We start from the raw sequence: 18832 nt of genomic DNA on the forward strand, positions 1-18832 counted from the left end.
GCCGTCAGGCCGTCAGCGCCTGGCCGAGGGCGTCCTCCGCGGCCACCCAGGAGAGCATGGCGCATTTGACCCGGGCAGCATAACGGGACACGCCCTCAAACGCCGCGGCGTCGCCCAGCACCTCCGGGTCGGCCGGCACCTTCCCGCGCGAGCGCAGCACCTCGCGGAAGCTGTCAATGACGGTGCTGAGTTCCTCGACTGTCATGCCCTCGGCGAGGTCTGTCAGCACGGACGCCGAGGCCATCGAGATCGAGCAGCCGTCGCCGTCCCAGCGCAGCTCACTGACCTTCCCGCCGGCCACGGACACCCGGACCGTGATTTCGTCGCCGCAGGTCGGATTCAGCTGGTGGGACTGCCCGCAGCTGGCCTCCTTGGGCGCGTCCGCGGCGGCGAGGCCGCTGCCGTGCCGGGCCTTGGCATGTTCGAGAATGATCTGCTGGTAAAGCTGGTCAAGACTCATGGATGTCCGTCCTAGGCTTGGAAGTAGGCACGGACATCGGCGACCGCGTTCAGGAACGCGTCCACATCGTCCGTGGTGTTGTAAAGGTACGTACTGGCGCGCGTCGTCGCTGTCAGCCCGAGCCGGCGGTGCAGGGGCTGGGCACAGTGGTGGCCGACCCGCACGGCGATGCCGCGGCTGTCCAGGAACTGGCCGACGTCGTGCGCGTGGACGCCCGCGACGTCGAATGCCGCCAGGCCAATCCGCTCCTGCCCGGCCGCCGGACCCAGCACCCGGATCCCGGGGATGGACTCCAAGCCGCGCACGAGGCGCTGGCCGAGTTCGGCTTCCCAGGCGTGGATGCGGTCCATCCCGGTTTCGCTGAGGTAATTTACCGCCGCGGAGAGTGCCACGGCCTGCGAAATGCGCTGGGTGCCGGCTTCGAAGCGTTGCGGGCTGGGCAGGAAACCCGCCCGTTCCATCGTGACGGTGGTGATCATGGAGCCGCCGGTCAGGAACGGCGGCATCGCGTTGAGCAGCTCCGAGCGGCCATAGAGGGCGCCGATGCCGGTGGGGGCAAGCATCTTGTGGCCGGAGAACACCGCGAAGTCGACGTCGAGCGCCTTCACGTCCAGGGGCAGGTGCGGTGCGGACTGGCAGGCGTCGAGCACCACGAGGGCTCCCGCGGACCGGGCCAGGGCCACCAGGGCGGCCACCGGGTTGATGGTGCCGAGGACGTTTGACGCGTGCGTGAACGCCAGGACGCGGGTGCGCGGGCCGATGATGCCGGCAGCGGCCTCCAGGTCAAGGGCGCCGGCGTCGTCGACCGGGATGAACTTCACGACGGCGCCGGTCCGGGCCGCCAGCTCCTGCCAGGGGATCAGGTTGGCGTGGTGCTCCATCTCCGTGACCACGAGCTCGTCGCCCGGGGCCAGGGCGAACCGGGCCGCTTCGGGTCCGGCGCCCGGCAGGGAAGCGTTGAGGAAGGAGTAGGTGAGCAGGTTCAGGCCCTCCGTGGCGTTGGAGGTCCAGATCAGCTCATCCCACTCCGCCCCGACGAAGTCCGCCACCGTTTCCCGGGCGTTTTCGAACGCCTCGGTGGCCTCGACGGCGAGGTGGTGTGCCCCACGGTGGACCGCGGAGTTCCGCTGCTCATAGAATTCCTGCTCGGCCTCGAGCACGCTGAGCGGGTTCTGCGAGGTGGCACCGGAGTCCAGGTAGACGAGCGGCCTGCCGTTGACGTGCTGCTGCAGGATTGGGAAGTCGTTGCGGATCCTCAGGACCTCCTCGTTTCCGAGCGCGGCGGCAGAGCGGCGGAGATGGGCTGGGGTGGCAACCATGGCGGAGACTCCTGGATCGGCGTTCGCTGCGGCGTACACCGCGCCGGCCGGGCGGCCAGCGTGCAAAATACGTCACACAGATTAAACCTAATTATCCCACGTTCCTGCAGCCCTCCTGCGCGCCCACCGCGCGGCCACCGCGCGGACCCGCACACCGCGGAACCCGGGCGGAGGTCCGCGCCCCGTTAGCCGGCTCCGGCGGCCATCGGCTCCCGCGGCGGTGCCCTTCGGCGGCCAAGACCCGGACCGCGACAGGAGCATTGCCCAAGGGCAGCCGCAATCAACCGCCAGCCAGGCGGGTTGGGCTGGTGCTGCCCAAGAATGGCGAACGACGACCGATAGCGGCCGCGGCGATGACCGCAGGGGCCGCGGGTGTGCGTCGCCGGGACCGCGGGTGTGCGTCGCCGGGACCCATTGGCGGGAGCCGTGGGCCGTCGGCATCCAGCACCGGCATGCAAAAGCGGCATCCAACAGCGACATGCAACAGGGGCGCCGGAACATCCGGCCGGCTCTCACTGCTACTGCGCAAGGCCTGCGCGGCGCAAGGCTCGCCCGACATGCCGGCGCTTGACGCCAGGTCCGGCGAGGGCTTGCACACCGGACGCCGTCACGCGCCGCTACCCCCTGCGGCGATGCCCGACGGCGCCGGTGTCAGGGCCGCGCTTCTCGATGGCGCGGACCCGCGTGTAGACCGATTAAGGGAGCCGGCGGCGGCTGGGGGGAGAGCCTCGGTCTCAGAAGGCTCTGACGCCGCCGGCTCCGACCTTGGCGCGCGGCTGCCCGTTGAGGCACCGCACGATTCCAATGAAGGAGTTAGTGGGAAAGATTACGGCCCGATCACCTCTAATGGTGGCAGTGGCCGCATCCGCAAGCAAGGAATTTGAGACCACACTTTCCTCGGGCCATGCTTGCGGTTGCTGACCGCCCTCAAGTTCCTCATTTTGAGACCTTTGTGAGCTGTTCGGGTTGGAGCTGTTCGGGGTGGAGCTGTTCGGGATGGGGCTGTTCGTGGGACTGGCTTAAGTCAATCGCCCGAACGGACTCTGCACACGAGTAGCGTTTACCCGATTTCTGACGCCCTACTCGCCATGGCACTACTTGGAGCTACTCCCGCTGGTCCCGCTGGCCACCCGTGCTGTACGCACGCCACAGCCAGGTCACGCCATGCCGGGCCGGGCCGGTCAGGAGGGCAGCGGGCCGAGGTCCAGGAGGTCCGCCCGCCGGCCCACGCCGAGCTTGGCGAAGATCCGGGACAGGTGCCCCTCCACTGTCCGAAGTGACACACAGAGCGCGGTGGCGATCTCGGCGTTCGTGGCCCCGCCCGACACCAGTTCCAGGACTTCGGTCTCGCGGGCAGTCAACGGGGCGCCGTGATCGCTGCGGACGACCTCCAATTGCGACAACATTCCGGCCTCCACCAGGCGGTGATGGACCCGGCGCTGGACCGCGGTAAGCCGCCACCGCTCCGGGTCGTCTGCCAGGATCCGCTCGGCCTGCTGGGCGGCCTCAAGGGCAAGGAGCCCGTGCCCTGCATTGAGCGCGTCGTCGCTGATGCCAATGAGGTCGGACGCATCGGACGCCGACACCGCTCGCGCGTAGGACTCCACCAGCCTGGCTTCCGGGCCGTCGACTGCGCCGCTGCTGAGGGCGAGGGCTTCGGCGCCCGAGGTGTCACCGCCGCGGAGCGCGAGCCGCCTGATATCGGTTTCAACGCCCCGCAGGCTCTCGTGCAGGGCCTCGTCCGCCAGCCGCGCCAAAGCTCCGGCACCGCTCCCTCCGGGCCCTTCTCCGGGTTCAGCCGCCCGGCAGTACGCCTCTGCCAGCAGGTGAAGGGTTTTCGGCTCCCGGTACTCCGAGAGCCGGTAGGCCAGCACATGCTGGCTGGCCTCATGGTGGCGTCCGACGGCGCCTGCGGCGTAGGCCGCAACGGCGCGCGCAAACGGCAACAGACCTAACGGGTCGGCGATAGTAAGCTCTTCGACACTCAGCCGAAGTTCGGCCAAGCTTTCACGCATCCTGCCCTGGCGCAACCGCGAATAGCCCCGCATGAGGTGCAGCATGCCGCCGCTGTACAGCAGACGCCCAGGCTCACGGGCCGCGTAATCGTCCAGGACATTTCCGAGCCGGTCCCAGTCGCCGGCCCAGATCAGATTCAGGCAGTGGCGCACCACGAGGTCCTCGTAGACCAAGGGAAGTTCCAGGCTTGCGGTTCGGGCGCCGCCCCATGCCTCTCCGTCCAATCGCAGCCCTGCGCGGAGTTGACCTTGGGCGGTCAAGAGTTCGGCGAGGAGGGAAACTGCCGGGACCCGGATTTCGGGATAGGCGCCGGCCGCGGCGATGAGTTCGCGCAGCACGGTTCCAACTGCCATGAACTTGCCGTCCCACGAGTGACTCAGAAGCTCTGTGGCCAGTCCCCCGGCAGCTGTCACGTCCGACGGCCGTCCCGCCGGAGCGCGCCCGGAAAGGTCGGTGCACGTTGCGAAATCCGCAGACAGTGAATCCCGGGCCCGCGATTCCAGGAGCTCTGGTTCCATGGACAGTCCAAAGGCCGGGCGGTGCGGCCCGGCGTCGGCTTGCTGTTGCCGGGCCGGCGTTGCGGACCCGAGCCGGGCTGCGAGGAGGGCTGCCAGGTAGGACGGCCGTCCGGAGGGCACCGGCTGTGCGGCCTCCAGACACGCCACAGCGGCCTCGGTGTGCCCCGCGATGAAGTGCGAATAAGCCAACTGGATCCGGGCCTCGGGGAGGAACCGGGCGTCCCGGATGGCGCCAGCCACCCGGGACGCGGTCGCAGGGTCCAGGTCCGTGTTCGCGGCGACAGCGGCCTGCAGGAGCTGGATCGGAGGGATCTCTACGCCGCAGTCCATGGACCAGCGCAGCCGGTTGAGTGCCGCTCCCGGCGCCGCGGCACGCGCTGACGGAAGCGACAACACGCTCGAACGCAGGGCCGAACTGCGGCCGGCCGGGACCCGCTGGCGGATAATTTCGCCAAGGATCGGGCTGGCGGGCCGTACCAGCCGGTCATGTCCCGTGGAGACGGCAATAATGCCCGCGGTGTCCAGGGCATCGACGGCCTTAGGACCACTGATCCGCAGAATCTGGGACAGGGATAGCGGTCCGGCCATGGCAACGATCGTGGCGGCGGTCTTTTCCTCCGGTGTCATGGAGCGCAACTGCCGGTCCACAACGTCGGCGGCCGGAACTTGGGCCATGTCGGGGTTGGCCAGCAGGAACCACACTCCGTGCCGGAGGCCCAAGGCACCGCTGGCACGGGCATGCTGGATCAGGGACATCAGCATGAGCGGATTGCCGTCGGCCGCCTTATGGAACAACGCACTAACCCACGGAGAGACGTCGGCCCGCAGGACCTGCTCGCACAGTTGGTGGGTTCCGATCCGGCTCAGCGGGTAAAGGTCGAACTTGGCAATTATCCCGTCGTCCCAGAGCGCGAGGAACTCTTCCGGAATCATCGGCCCGGGACGGCAGGCCACGAGGATTCCCGCGGCGCCGGTCGCCGCCGCCTGAGCCAACTGCCGGACGGTCCCATGATCGAGGCAATGCGCGTCGTCGACCACAAACAGAGGGCGGTCCGCCTCGGATTTCAGGCTGCGCGCCATCGCTTCCACGACGGCTGCGTAGGAGTCGAGTTCCCGGTCAGGAAGCCGGGACAAGTACGGCGCCAAGGCACCGAAAGGAACGCTGGCCAGGGCCGGAGTGGCGGTCAGCCGAATCAGGCGGCGGTGGGGCTCGAGTTCGCGGATGGCGGCCTTGAGGACGGCGGTCTTGCCCGCGCCCGCGCCGCCGATGATGAGCGCACCTGATCGGGTGTCGTCACGCAGGCAACGCACCAGGTCCTTGACCAGCGCCGAGCGCTCGATCAGTGCCGAGGTCTCAGCCAGGCTTTCCATCGCCGGTTCTTCCTGCCAGTTTCTGCCCGTCTTGAATAGCCGTCCGGGTTGCCGCCTGCAGTCTGCCGGGCTCAGCCGAGCCTGGCGCTGTCTGCCGGAGTCGAGATGACATCTTTGAGTTCCGATCGGCTGGCGACGTGCAGCTTCGAATACACCTGATAGAGGTGTCCCTCCACAGTGCGGACGGATACGTGCATCTGTTCCGCGATCTTGCGGTTGGACGTACCGGCAGCGGCCCGGACCGCCACTTCACATTCCCTCGCCGTCAGGGTTGAGGTTGTAAGCGACCGCAGCCCGTTCTTCGGACTGCCGAACTTGTCATCGAGAGACTGCTGCGCCCGCTGGGCGATCCGCAGCGCGATGCGGTTGCCGGCGTCGTTCGCGCAGCCGACGGCTTTCCGCACCGCGTCCCGGGCGAACACGGTGTTGCCGCATGCCTCAGCTTCCTTGGATGCTGCCAGTAACTGCTCGCTGTCAGCCTCCCGCATGCCTTCGGCCAGCCGCGAGCACAGGGCCGCGAATTGTCCGGTCACCCTCCCGCTCAGGCTGCCGAGCTTCTGGCCCGTCTGGCGGTCTCCCAGCCGGGCCGCGGCGGACTGGAACAGGAGCGCGGGGGCCAGTGCTGACGTTTCGGCGTCGTTGCCCGCTTCGGCCGAGAGCGCACGGATGGACATTGCCCTCTGGCCGAGCTCGGCCTGGGCCGACAGTTCGAAATAGCGTGTGAGCCGTTCCACCAGCCAGGCCGCGGGCGGCCGGGCCTGGGCAAGATCGTCCAGTAGCAGGCCAGCCATTTCCTCTTCGCCCTGGAGTGCGGCGGCATAGGCACACACGGCCGCGGCCAGGCCGCCCAAAGCGTCGGGGTCCTGCGCCCGGAGCTGCCACCGGCCCGCCTGGAGCCGGGACAAGGCGTCGTCGAGGTGTCCGGCATGCAGGTCCATGACGCCGTGCCCGATCTCAAACATCCCGCCCAGCCTGGTCTGGGGCTCTGCGCCGCTGTACGTCTCCTCAAGATAGACGGACGTTTCCCTGAACTTGCCGGAGAGCAAAAGGAGGAGGAGGAACCTGCCCCTGATCTCACGAACCGCATGGTCCGGGAGCTGCACGCCGGCTGTGGCCGCCAGGATCTGCTTTCCAAGGGCGAGCGCCCGCACCACGTTGCCGGTGACGGCCAGGGCCTCGCTGCGCACGCTGGCGGTCAGGATCCTTGGTTCGCTGCCCAGGTCCCCCGCGTCCACGCCGTCGGTTATGGCCAGGACTTCGTCGTAGCGTCCACGGAAAGCGGCGAGCCCAGCCTCCGCCAGGCGCAGCCGCTCCCGGGCTGCAACTGCAACTGAACTCTGTGCGGCGGGCTCGGCAGCCAGCCGCTCGGCGAACTCCTGTATCCGGGCTTCGGGGTCGGCTCCCGGGGCGGTGCTGCGTTTGTCCAGTTCCACGCGCAGCAGCTGCAAAGCGGTCCACTCGGTCAGGGGAAGCCTGGCGCACGCGCCGTCATCCAGTGCCTCCAGAACCCGGCGTGCGGAGTCCTCGTTGTTCACCGAGATGTGGGCATTGACTGTTTCGATGGCCATCAGGGCAGCGGGTTCGCTTCCTTCGACCTCCTGGACAAATCGCAAGGCGGCCGCGTGGTCGGATGCACCGTTCGCGGCGCGTGCGGCGGCCAGGGCGACCTGGGAGCTCACCTCTTCCCCGCAATCCAGCGCCCAGGCGACGCCGGCCGAGCCGCCGGTGTCCAGCGTGTCCGATTCCTGGAGCACGGCCGTGAGCCGGCGGCGGAGTTCGGCGCTGCGCCCGGGCGGGACCACGTTGGCGACAATTCCGGCGGTCACCGGATTGGCGATGCTGACCATCGGCGGATGGTCATGGGTGACCCGGATCAGGGCCCGCTCCTGGAGCGCGTCCATATCCTGCGGGTTGGCGATGAGCATGAGGGTCTGCAGCGGGACTGCCCCGGCGAGTGCCAGCAGTTCAAAGACGTCGCGCTGGCCGTTGCCGAGCCGGTTGAGGCGTGCCTTCACGACGTCCCGGATCTCTCCGGTCAAGGCGATGGGGCCGTTGCCCAGGAACCATACACCGTCCTGGCGGATCACTGTGCCCAGCTTGATCTGCTCCCGGGCCAGGGAATGGAGGAACAAGGCATTGCCTCCGCTCGCACTCCAAAGCGCCCGGGCAGCGGTCAGGGAGAACCGGCCGCCGTATTCGTGGTGCAACGTTGTTGCCGTCTCTGCGAAGTCGAACGGTCCAAGGTCCACCCGTCGGAGCAGGTCATCCTTCCACAGGCCCATGATGTCCCCGCCTATGTGCGGCATGTCAACGCACGCCGCCAGCAACGTGACATGGGACCCGGCGCTCAACTGGGCCACCATCATGCTGGAGAGCTCGTCGAGGTCATGGGCGTTGTCCACGAAGAGGACGATTCGCCGGCCTTCGGATTTGTTGTGGAGCAGCTGGGTCAGTCCGCGCAACACCATCAGCGGGTGCTCGAGGTGGGAGGCGTCGAGGTCGTTGAGCAGGACGCTCAAGGCCCCGTAGGGAAGCTTGGAGGATATGGAGCTGCCCCTGACCTGGACTACCAGGTACTCGTCGCCGAGCTGCTCCAGGGCGCGCTGGGCGATAAAGGACTTGCCGGCCCCGTGGTCGCCCACGAGCACGATGCCGCAGCCGGAACCCGACGTCAGGGTCTCAACGATGTCGGCAACGACCTCCTGGCGGGTGAAGGGTCTGTCCTTACTGCGGCCATGACCGTTTCTTTGCGCCGGAAACATTATTTCTGTCTGGCCGCTGCCCGTTGGCAAGCCGGCGTCTTGCTGGAACATATGAGAGACCTTCGCAATCAAAGTGTGAGCGGTGATACCTCAACGGTAGGGACTACGCGTATTTTCGGTATGCGTAAGTAGTACTCGATTACCTAGCGAGTATTCCGCCCGCTCTACGTAGCTGTACTCAGTTGGACCGGCGCTGCCGCAAGGCCCAAACCAAGTAGTCGCCATCCCGCCGCACGTGTCCGGCGCCGGTAGCGGCCCGGACACCGGGGAAGCGGCCCCGCCACGGCCGGCCGGCCGGCCGGCGGACACGGCCCCACGCGGCCTCTCCCTTGCTTGCCGCTAGTGCCCGCCGATACCGGGAAGCTGCTCACGGCCCTTGACGTTGAGCTTCGCGTAGCTGCGGTAGAGGTGGCCTTCAACCGTGCGCACGGACACCTGGAGCTCTGCGGCAATCTGCCGGTCAGTGAGGCCGCGTACCGCCAGCGCCACAATGTCGCGCTCGCGGCGGGTCAGTATGCCGAGCGAGTCATCGTTCTTGGCCGCTTCGTCGCCGGGAAGGTCATCGGCCCGGTCCAGGCACCGCTTCCGCTGGGAATTGGCCATGCGCTCCCTGAGGGTGTCGCCCGCGGCCCGGTAGGCGTGCGCCGCGGCGTCGTAGGCGAGGGCGGCAAAGGCCCACAATTCCGCCGCTTCACAGGCTTTCGCGGCCTCAAGGAGGTCTGCGGCGTTGTCCGCGCTGATGGCTGCGGCGTAGGCGCAGATCGCGGCGGGCCTTGGCCCCTCGAGCCCGGCCCGGAGTTCGAGCAGCCTCGGCGCCGAGTCCGTGTCCCCCAGGGCCAGGCAGAAGGCCAGCGCGTCGAGTTCGAGCCCGGCGGTGTCCACTTCCGGGTAAGGTCGGCCGAGCCGCTTCAGTTCCGCGATGGCACCCGGGTAGTTCCCGAGCCGGGCCTTTCCATAGACCACGGCCATCGCGGCCAGTGAGCGCATGTACCGCGGCAGGGCCGCGGGTGCTGCCTCGAAGTCGGCGAGGAGTAGCTCCGCCTTCGTCTGGGCACCGACTTCGGCGGCTGCCGCGAAGGCCATGGCCGCCGTGAGCGCGAACAGCTGCTGAGGGTCGGTCAACCGCAGCGCTTCGAGCGCGGCACTTAGCGTGTTCAGGGCCTGGGCGGCCTTGCCCTGGTAGAGCAGAATGATGCCGTGCGCCGCGTGCACTCCCCCGCCGAAGGAAATCAGGTTGGGCCCGGATCCGGCGACGAAGCCGGTCAGGAGGCTTTCCGCCCCCTGCCAGTCGCCGGAGTGGATTGCGGCGGCCGCCGATCGGACGACGAGGAAGTCGGTGAGGAAGTAGAGCTCATCGTGATCGGCCCCGGCGGCCTCGATGGCCCGGGTCATCGCGGCGAGGGCGCTCAGTCCCTTGCCGCCGGCAAGGAGCCGCTCCGCGTCGAGGCAGAGCCGGAACGCCTGCACGAGGGTGTTCGACTGTGGGGTGTTCGAGGGAGGGGTGCCGGCAGCCGCGTCCTCGCCGGACGCCGCCGCGGCCGGGGCTGCCGCGTACTCGCCCGCCAGCGCCAGGACCATGGCTTCCAGAATCTCCAGCCGCTCTTCCGTGGCACGGTGAATGGCTTCGGCGTCGTCCGGCCGGGCCGCGGCGAGGCGTTCGGCGGCGCGTCGGAGCACCTGTGCCCGCTTGATGATCTCTGCCGGTGTGTGGCCCAGCGCTGACATCGTTGCGGCCCACAGGAGGGATCCGGCCAGGAGCCCGGGGATGCTGTTTCCCTGCCCGAAATCGGCGTCGAGGATGTCCCGGGCCGCCATGTAGTCGGAGGCGTTGTAGCGGGTCCGTGCTATCACGGCGCGGGCCGCCATCTGCAGTTCCGGATCCTTGACGAGGACGGCAGCCTTGCGGGCGAGCTCGTCCTCGTAAAGCCGGCTCGCCAGCACGGCCGCCCTCAGGAGCTGCCGGTCCTCGACCTCCGCGCCGCATTCGATCGACCAGCTCACTTGCCGCAGCAGTCCCTCGGCAGACGTCGGCTCGCTGTCCATCTTGCGCAGCAGGCTCTGCCGAAGTTGCAGGCTCCTGGCCGGCGAAATCAGGTTCCGCAAGGTGTCGCCGTACACGGTATGCCACAGCCGCAGCTCACCCGTCCCGGTGTCCGTGACCCTGATCAGTTCGCTGTCGATCAGTGATCCCACGGCCTCTTCGCCGGCCACCGACTCGATCAGTTCCCGGGACACGGGTTCGGCCAGCGCCACGAGGTTCAGGGCCTGCCGTTCTTCCGGCGAGCGCAGCAGCAACTGGCGGCGCACGACGTCGGTCAGCCGGTCACCGTGGCTGTTCAGGTGCCGGGTGAACAACCAGACACCGTTGCGCCGCAGCAGCGTCCCGTCGTTCCTGGCGTCGTCCAGGAGCCCGTTGAGGAGCATCGGGTTGCCGCCGGAGGCCTCCCAGAGGATCTCGGCGACGTTTGGCAGCACTTGCGAGCCGAGCTCGCCCTCCAGCATCTCTGTGGTCTGCGCGAGCGTGAGCGGGCGCAGGTCGTGCCGCTCGGCGATGCCTTCAAACCAGAGCTGCAGGAGCGGTTCCGGCAGTCCGGGCCGGGCCGCGGCGCCCACAAGCAGTTTCGCCCAGCCGGCCGCCGCCAGCTCCGCGAGGATTCCGGCCGTCGCCTCGTCGAGATCGTGTGCGTCGTCAACGACCAGCAGGAGGGGCTTCTGGGTGGCCCGCTTCTGCTCTTCCAGATGCGCCCACAGCGTCCTCAGCACGGCCAGCTGCGATGTTGCTTCCTGGACCGGCAGTCCGACGATGAAGGGACCCAGGACACCGTAGGGCACCTTGGTCAGCGACGCGCTGCCGTGGATCGGCACCGGCGTCACCTCGGGGCCCAGTTCCCCGACGACGGCATCGATGAGCCTTGATTTGCCCATCCCGCTGTCGCCGAGGACGAACACGGCCACATGGCTGCCGCCCTGGAGGGCTTCCACTGCAGACATCAAATCTTCCGACCTCCCGGTCAAGGCGCGGGCCGGCGCCGTGCCGGGGTTTCCCGCCGGCCCCTTAGATGAGTCCAAGCAGATCACTTCGCGAAGAAACGCCGAGCTTCGTGAACACCTGGTACAAGTGGCCCTCCACGGTCCTGACGGAAATGCCCACTTCCAGGGCGATGTCCTTGTTGGAGACCCCGTTCCCGGCCAGGGTGGCGATTTGCCGCTCCCGGTCTGTCAGCAGCGGGCCCTTGTTGCGCGGCATGACGGGCAGCGCCGGTACGGACTCCGAGAGGCTCTCCAGCATGCTGTAGGCGGCGTTGGCGCTGGCGGTCAGTCCGGCGCCCTTCGCGAAGTCGAATGCGAGCGCGGCGCACCGGGCCTGGACGGCGTCCAGTTCGAGGCCCGCGGCCTGCCCGGCGGCTTCGAGCATGATCGCGGCGTCCTTCTTCCGGCTGCCGACGGCGACCGTCCGGGACAGCTCGGCCAGCGGCCCCTGCCGCAGCCCGGCGATTTCCTCCATGAAAAGAAAATCCTTGACGGTGCCGTTGACGGTGGCCCCGAGCATGCAGATGCCGGCCAGGGTGTAGCGGCCCTTCCGGAAATGCTCCTCCGCGGTCCGTATCAGCCGGTCCTTGGCTTCGGGGTCACCGAGCCACCGCGACGCCATATCCATGCAGAACTCGGTGGAACTGCCGACCGTGAAGCGGGCCGGGCCGTCAGCCGAGCGGGCCCGGTCCAGGTAGATCGTGGCCTGGACCGAGTTGCCGGTCTGGGCGTAGGCAAAAGCAGTGGCGGCGTAGGCCTGGCGCAGGGACTGCAGGCTCGCCCGCACCTCCAGCTGGGCGATCGCGGCCAGCAACGGATCCAGAGCCATGTACCCGCGGCCGGCATAGACATAGGCGAGTCCGACGGCGAGGTCCGTTGCGGCGCTGCCGGAATGCAGCCCGTGCCCGGCCCGGCCGCTCGCGTCCTTGAGCATGTCGATGGCTTGGCGCCAAAGGCCCGAGAGGAGCAGCACGTTGAAAGAGCGCCAGGCGAAGTTTTCCCGGATGCGCGGCACGTTGGACCACTCGCCCAGCTGTCCGCCGATTTCCCGCATGAGTTTGCGGGCGTCGAGTTCGTGGCCGGTCATGGACCAGGCCTCCATCAGGATGATGGCCGACCTGAGCCGGTGCACGGGATCGGCGCCGGGCACGTCCGTGGTGGCCGCGGTGGTAAGCCGCTGCATCATGGGCTGGAAATCCCCGATGAAAGAGAAATAGTTGAACTCGCACAGATCCAGGCAGAGCCCCGCCCGGGCAAGCGCCGCAGGGGCGGGGGACGGCTCGTCCAGGCTCAGGTCCTGGAGCCGTACCCTGGCCTGCCCGAGCAGTTCGGGGACCTGGCCGGAGCGGTCGTCCAGCCACGCCATGCAGTCAGCCTTCGCCGCGATGAATTCGGCGAAGTTCTCGGCCGCAAGGCCGTTGACCTGCCGTTCGGAGACGTCGTCCAGCGCGGACATGGCCTGCAGCGGCAGGCCGAGCTGGAGGTAGGCAGCCGATTTCTGGAGCTGCCCTTCGGCCCATTCAGGGTCCGAGGGAGAGAGGCTGCCGGCGCATTTGAGGGCAAATTTCGGGTCGAAGAGCTTGACGGCGGCACTGGCAGCCGCGACGGCGTGGGCGGGGGCCAGCTGGGCGTGGCAGTCGTGGGTCCACGCCGCGTAGGCCAGCAGGTCTTCGACTGTCAGTTCGTCCAGTTCATGTTCCTGGTGTCCGGGGACCTTGTCCCGGAGCTCCAGCCGGCGCTCCACGCTGAGCCAGTTGCGGACAATGTCGCCGAGGTAGCGGTCGCCCAGCGTGACGAGGTGCCGGTCCGCGCGGTCGACCACGATCTGGCCGGCCTCTTCCATGTCGGCGATGACACCGGGGCTGTACATCCTGGCGAGCCGGGACAGGGGCAGGGTCCGGGCGCAGGAGAGGACGTCGATGACCTCCCGGGCCTCGGGTGTTTCCCTGGCATACCTGGCCCGGACAATATCTTCCAGCGCCGTGCGGCCATCCAGCACAACCTCATCGAGCAGTGTCCACACGGATCCGGACAGGACAAGGTTTCCGCGTTCGATTTGTTCGGAGACGACGGCCTGCAGGAGCGTGGGGCTGCCGCCGACCAGCTGGTGCAGCTGGCTTGCCAGGGCGGTCGAGACCCGATGGCCCAAAGCTGACTGCAGGACCTCCAGCGTCTCGAGTTCGGTCAGGTTGGCGAGCCGGACCTCGGCGAGCTGGCCGGAAGTGATGAGCCAGTAGAAATCGGGCGGAAGGTCAGTGGTGCGCTGGGCCGTTGCGATCAACCGGGCGGTCCGGGTCTGGAGCAGGTTGAGCAGGACCCCGGTGCTGAGTTCATCGAGGGCACCGGCGTTGTCGAGCAGGATCACGCACTGGCGCCCGGCGGCGTCGTCGCGGATCAGCGAGGTAATGCCGTGCAGGATGGCGGTCGGCGAGCCCAGGGAACTCTGCGGGAGCCGCGCAAGGGTGAAGGCGAGGCAGCCGTACGGCGTTGCCGAACCCGGCCCTGAACTGCGGAGCTGGATGGTGTACACCTCGGGGCCGAAGCCCGCGAGGGCGGTCCGGCCGACAAGCGTTTTGCCCACGCCGCGGTCGCCGGTGATGACGACGCCCATCCGGTCCTGGGCAAGCAGTTCCTGGCGGACACGCTCGGCATCAGCGTTCCGCGCCAAACCGGACCAGCCGTGTCTCGCGACCTGGCCGGCAGCATGTTCTTCTTCGGCGGGTGCCAATGTAGTGGAAACATTCCCCCAGCCCAGCGAATCCCTCGACATGTAGTTTCCTTCGTACCGCTTTGCAGACAGCAACCCCGGACTGCCCACTTAGAAGTAGCGTATCCCTATCCCCCGACGTGAGAGTAGACAGATCATAGCTGGAATGCGGAAAGCTTGGAAAGGAAACACGCAATCGGCATGCAACTTAGTCGCCGGCCGCCCGCCGCGGGCCCGGGCCGGCCCGCGGTCGGGGCGTTTCGGCTGCGTGGTGTTTTGCCTGCGTTTACGTCCGGGAGGGCTACGTCGCCTTGGCGGGGTGGAACTTTTGTTGGGCGGCGGTGAGGCCGTCCCGGACCAGGAGTTCGACGGCGTCGGCAGCTGAGTCGATGAGGAAGGGCAGTTCTTTTTTCTCCGGCGCGGAAAAGTCACGCAGGACAAAGTCCGCGGTCTCCATCCGTCCGGGCGGACGCCCGACGCCGACCCGCACGCGCAGGTAGTCCTTGGTGGCCAGGGCCTTGGAGATGTCGCGCAGTCCGTTGTGGCCGCCTTCGCCGCCGCCGATCTTGAGCCGCACGGTGTCGAAGGGGATGTCGATCTCGTCATGGACGGCAATGACGTGGGCCGGATCGATGCCGTAGAACTGGGCCAGGGCAGACACTGGGCCGCCGGAGACGTTCATGTATGACAGCGGCTTGGCCAGCACGATCCGGGGTCCGCCGATGCCCAGGCGCCCTTCGAGGACCTGGGCACGCGATTTGTGCGATTTGAAGCCACCGCCGACGCGCGAGGCGAGTTCGTCCAGGACCATCTGGCCGACGTTGTGCCGGTTGTGGCTGTACTCGGATCCGGGGTTTCCAAGGCCTACGATCAGCCAGGTGTCGGTCATGGGTCAGTCCTTCGGTGGGACGCAGCCGGGGGCGCGGCCAGTGGGGCGGGTCAGGTGGGACGGGTCAAGTGGGTCGGGGCAGGCAGCCGGCTACGGGGCGCGTACGGCGCGGGATACGGCATCAGAGACGACGGCGGCCGGGCCCCTGAGGGACCCGGCCGCCGTAAAATTCAACGGAATTACTCGGCTGCTGCTTCGGCCGACGGTGCGGCTGCTTCGCCCTCTTCGCCCTCTTCGACGTTTTCGGTGGCCTCGGAGATGTTGACGACGAGCGCTTCGGGGTCGGCCAGCAGGGTGGAACCCTTCGGCAGGACAAGGTCGGAAGCGTGGATGTGCTCGCCGGCGCTACGGCCTTCGATGCTGACCTCGATGGCGGTCGGCAGGTGGGTTGCCTCGGCCTCGACGGAAACGACCGTCATTTCCAGGTTGTGGACGTTGCCCGGGGCCAGCTCTCCGCTGAGGTGAACGGGCACGTCAACGGTGACCTTCTCGCCGGTGCGGACGGTCAGCAGGTCGAGGTGCTCGATGATCTGCTTGATCGGGTTGCGCTGGATGTCCTTGACGAGGGCCAGGTGCTGCTCGCCGTCGATGTCCAGGGTCAGCAGGGCGTTGGCGGTGCGGACGGCCAGGGTGGTGGCCTTCGCCGGCAGGGTGATGTGGATCGGCTCGGCACCGTGGCCGTAGATGACGGCCGGGATCAGGTTGGCCATGCGGGCGCGGCGGGCGAAGCCCTTGCCGAATTCGGTGCGGACTTCTGCTGCGAGCTTCTGCTCAGACATGGATATCTCCTCGTGGGATTTCAAGCTGTGGGACTAAACGGTGTTCAGCAAGGGCGGAGGTCTGTTTACGACCTTCAACGCCGGGCTGCCGTACGGCTGCCCTTCAGAAGGAGATTCAGACCCAGTCGATTACGGAGACCAGCAGTCCGGGTTCCGATTAATTTCCCGTCAATAAGGAATTCAATACGGAATGCCGGCGCTCTCCCTCGCCAAGGTTTCGGTACAAGGCTACCAGCGGAAGGACCGGTTTCAGAAACCGGGCCCTCCGCCGGCCGGCTTAGGCCTGGCCGTCGAACAGGCTGGTGACGGAGCCGTCGTCGAACACTTCACGGATGGCGCGGGCGATCAGCGGCGCGATGGAGAGCACGGTCAGCTGCGGGAAGCGCTTGTCCGCGGTGATCGGCAGCGTGTTGGTGACCACCACTTCGCGGGCGCCGGACTCGGAGAGCCGGCGGGCCGCCGGATCGGAGAACACGGCGTGGGTCGCGGCGATGATGACATCCTTGGCGCCGGCGTTCTTGAGCACCTGGACGGCGCCGGAGATGGTTCCGCCGGTATCGATCATGTCGTCGATCAGGACGCAGGTGCGGCCTTCAATCTGGCCCACGACCGTCTTGGAGACGGCCTGGTTGGGCACGGTGAGGTCCCGGCTCTTGTGCACGAACGCCAGCGGCGCGCCGCCGAGGCGCTCGGCCCACTGCTCGGCCACGCGGACGCGGCCGGTGTCCGGCGAGACGACCGTGACCTTGTCCGAGCCGACCCGGGTGCGGATGTAGTCGGCCAGGAGCGGAATGGCCATCAGGTGGTCCACGGGGCCGTCGAAGAAGCCCTGGATCTGGGAAGTGTGCAGGTCCACGCTCATAATGCGGTCGGCGCCGGCGGTCTTGTACAGATCGGCGACGAGGCGTGCCGAGATCGGCTCGCGGCCACGGCCCTTCTTGTCCTGCCGGGCGTAGGGGTAGAACGGGGACACCACAGTGATGCGCTTGGCGGAGGCCCGCTTGAGCGAATCGATCATGATCAACTGTTCCATGAGCCAGTTGTTCAACGGGGCCGGGTGGGCCTGGATCACGAAGGCGTCGGTGCCTCGGACGCTCTCGCCGGCCCGCACGTAGATCTCGCCGTTGGCGAAGTCGTAGGCGTCCAGGGGCAGCAGCTCGGTGCCGAGCTCCTTCGCGATCTCCTTCGCCAGCTCAGGGTGCGCGCGCCCCGCGGCCAGCACCAGCTTCTTCTCGCCGTGTGCCGTAATTTCGCTCATGATTGCTAGCCCTCTTCTGTCGGTGCCGGAGTAGTGGAGGATGTTGGGGCGGCGCCCGCGGCGGAATCCACCGCGGCAGCGGATTCGGCCAGGGCGGACTCGGCCAGGCCGGCGGAAACGGAACCGGGGCGGTTGGCCGCAACCCAGCCGTCCGAGTTCCGCTGCTTGGCCAGGGTGACGGCGAGGGCGCCGGCCGGGACGTCCTTGCGGATGATCGCCCCGGCGCCGCTGTAGGCGCCGTCGCCCACGCGCACGGGGGCCACGAACACGGTGTTCGAACCGGTGCGCACACCCGAGCCGATCACCGTACGGTGCTTCTTCTCGCCGTCGTAGTTGGCCGTGATGTTGCCGCAGCCGATGTTGGTGTCCTCGCCGATCTCCGCGTCCCCGGCGTAGCCGAGGTGGGACAGCTTCGAGCCGCGGCCGATCGTGACGTTCTTGGTTTCGTAGAACGCGCCGATCTTGCCGGTCTCGCCCAGGACGGTGCCCGGGCGCAGGTAGGTGAAGGGGCCGACGCTGGCGCGCGCCCCGATCGTGGAGCCGGAGCCATGGGTGCGGATCACCGTGGCGCCCTCCCCCACCGTGACGTCGGTCAACGTGGTGTCCGGGCCGACCACGGCGTCGCGCGCCACCGTGGTGCTGCCGTGCAGCTGGGTGTTGGGCAGGAGCCGGACGTCCTCGTCGAGCGTCACCGTGGCGTCGATCCACGTCGTGGCGGGATCCACGACGGTCACGCCGGCGCGCATCCAGGCTTCGAGGGTGCGGCGGTTGAGTTCAGCGCCGAGCGCCGAGAGCTGGACGCGGTCGTTGGCGCCCTCCACCTGCCAGCGGTCGTCGGTGACGACGGCGGCGACGCGGCCGCCCGCGGTGCGGGCCAGGGCCAGGACATCGGTGAGGTACTTTTCGCCCTGGGCGTTGTCCGTGGTGACGTGGACCAGCGCGTCGCGCAGGACTGCGGCGTCGAAGGCGTAGATGCCGGAGTTAACCTCACGGATTTCGCGTTCGGCGCTGGTGGCGTCCTTGTGTTCGCGGATTCCCGTGACGGTTCCGTCTTCTGCGCGGAGGATGCGACCGTAGCCGGTGGCGTCCTCGAGCACGGCGGTGAGGACGGTGACGGCGTTGCCCTCGGCCTCGTGGGCGGCGACGAGCTCGCCGAGCAGGCCACCGGTGAGCAGCGGGACATCGCCGTACGTGACCACGACCGTTCCGGCCAGCGGGCCTTGGGGGTCGAGCGTGTCGAGCGCTTCCAGTGCCGCCTCGACCGCGCGGCCGGTGCCGGGCACATCGTCCTGGTCCACAATCAGGGCTTTCGGATCGAGGGCGGAGACGTGGGCGGCCACGAGGTCGCGTTCATGCCGGACCACCAGGGCCAGCTCGCGGGGGCTGATACTGCGGGCCGCCTGGAGCGCGTGGCCGACCAGCGAGCGGCCGCCGATCTCATGGAGAATTTTGGGGGTACGGGATTTCATCCGGGTACCGGCCCCTGCAGCTAGGACGATCACGGCGGCCGGGCCAGTATTCTCGGGGCTCACGTATTGGCTCTCCTTGCTTGGTTGCGCGGTGTGTCTCGCCAAGTTCCGCCCATAGGACTCGAACCTATACTCCACGGCTCCAAAGGCCGGGGTGCTGCCATTACACCAGAGCGGACCGTGCCCAGGCTTGACCTGTGGCACGAGAATCAATTCTGCCACGAAGGTTGATGCTCGTGCGACTCAGCGCCGCG

At 68.0% G+C, this 18832-nt stretch carries 10 protein-coding genes and 1 tRNA gene; all 11 read right to left on the reverse strand.

Annotated features, from left to right (window positions below; genetic code table 11):
• Positions 1-4: 4 nt before the first annotated feature.
• Positions 5-460 carry a Fe-S cluster assembly sulfur transfer protein SufU gene (gene sufU, locus AC1DDH_RS10030; RefSeq protein WP_028276481.1) on the reverse strand — a complete coding sequence of 152 codons (456 nt, stop codon included), beginning with the start codon at positions 458-460 and terminating at the stop codon, positions 5-7.
• An 11-nt stretch (positions 461-471) separates the two neighbouring features.
• Positions 472-1779: an aminotransferase class V-fold PLP-dependent enzyme gene (locus AC1DDH_RS10035; RefSeq protein WP_476955355.1), complete on the reverse strand. Its 1308-nt coding sequence runs from the start codon at positions 1777-1779 to the stop codon at positions 472-474.
• A gap of 1181 nt (positions 1780-2960) precedes the next feature.
• A complete protein-coding gene (locus AC1DDH_RS10040; protein ID WP_476955356.1) occupies positions 2961-5684 on the reverse strand; it encodes a helix-turn-helix transcriptional regulator in 2724 nt (907 codons plus the stop codon).
• A gap of 71 nt (positions 5685-5755) precedes the next feature.
• Positions 5756-8446: a LuxR C-terminal-related transcriptional regulator gene (locus AC1DDH_RS10045; RefSeq protein WP_476955357.1), complete on the reverse strand. Its 2691-nt coding sequence runs from the start codon at positions 8444-8446 to the stop codon at positions 5756-5758.
• A 339-nt stretch (positions 8447-8785) separates the two neighbouring features.
• The gene (locus AC1DDH_RS10050) at positions 8786-11524 is read right to left on the reverse strand and encodes a LuxR C-terminal-related transcriptional regulator (protein WP_476955358.1); all 2739 of its coding nucleotides are present in this window, start codon (positions 11522-11524) and stop codon (positions 8786-8788) included.
• Positions 11502-14246, reverse strand: a complete 2745-nt coding sequence (locus AC1DDH_RS10055) for a helix-turn-helix transcriptional regulator (protein WP_476856549.1) — start codon at positions 14244-14246, stop codon at positions 11502-11504. Before AC1DDH_RS10055 ends, AC1DDH_RS10050 begins: the two co-directional genes overlap by 23 nt.
• Before the next feature lie 238 nt (positions 14247-14484).
• On the reverse strand, positions 14485-15072 hold the full coding sequence (gene pth / locus AC1DDH_RS10060; RefSeq protein WP_223914139.1) for an aminoacyl-tRNA hydrolase: 588 nt from the start codon (positions 15070-15072) through the stop codon (positions 14485-14487).
• A 179-nt stretch (positions 15073-15251) separates the two neighbouring features.
• The gene (locus AC1DDH_RS10065) at positions 15252-15851 is read right to left on the reverse strand and encodes a 50S ribosomal protein L25/general stress protein Ctc (protein WP_028276489.1); all 600 of its coding nucleotides are present in this window, start codon (positions 15849-15851) and stop codon (positions 15252-15254) included.
• 277 nt (positions 15852-16128) lie between these two features.
• Positions 16129-17109, reverse strand: coding sequence for a ribose-phosphate diphosphokinase (locus AC1DDH_RS10070; protein WP_018774662.1), 981 nt, complete (start codon positions 17107-17109; stop codon positions 16129-16131).
• Positions 17110-17114: 5 nt separating this feature from the next.
• Positions 17115-18641 (reverse strand): bifunctional UDP-N-acetylglucosamine diphosphorylase/glucosamine-1-phosphate N-acetyltransferase GlmU, encoded by a 1527-nt coding sequence (gene glmU / locus AC1DDH_RS10075; RefSeq protein ID WP_476955359.1) that lies wholly within the window; start codon positions 18639-18641, stop codon positions 17115-17117.
• A gap of 43 nt (positions 18642-18684) precedes the next feature.
• Positions 18685-18756, reverse strand: a tRNA-Gln gene (locus AC1DDH_RS10080).
• Positions 18757-18832 lie beyond the last annotated feature (76 nt).

This window comes from Arthrobacter sp. 10T425 (assembly GCF_056393985.1).

Excerpts from the sequence above, each read along its gene's own strand:
- AC1DDH_RS10070 (WP_018774662.1), bottom strand. The coding sequence starts at position 17,109 with ATGAGCGAAATTACGGCACACGGCGAGAAGAAGCTGGTGCTGGCCGCG.
- pth (WP_223914139.1), bottom strand. The coding sequence starts at position 15,072 with ATGACCGACACCTGGCTGATCGTAGGCCTTGGAAACCCCGGATCCGAG.
- AC1DDH_RS10055 (WP_476856549.1), bottom strand. The coding sequence starts at position 14,246 with ATGTCGAGGGATTCGCTGGGCTGGGGGAATGTTTCCACTACATTGGCA.
- AC1DDH_RS10045 (WP_476955357.1), bottom strand. The coding sequence starts at position 8,446 with ATGTTTCCGGCGCAAAGAAACGGTCATGGCCGCAGTAAGGACAGACCC.
- sufU (WP_028276481.1), bottom strand. The coding sequence starts at position 460 with ATGAGTCTTGACCAGCTTTACCAGCAGATCATTCTCGAACATGCCAAG.
- AC1DDH_RS10035 (WP_476955355.1), bottom strand. The coding sequence starts at position 1,779 with ATGGTTGCCACCCCAGCCCATCTCCGCCGCTCTGCCGCCGCGCTCGGA.
- AC1DDH_RS10040 (WP_476955356.1), bottom strand. The coding sequence starts at position 5,684 with ATGGAAAGCCTGGCTGAGACCTCGGCACTGATCGAGCGCTCGGCGCTG.
- AC1DDH_RS10065 (WP_028276489.1), bottom strand. The coding sequence starts at position 15,851 with ATGTCTGAGCAGAAGCTCGCAGCAGAAGTCCGCACCGAATTCGGCAAG.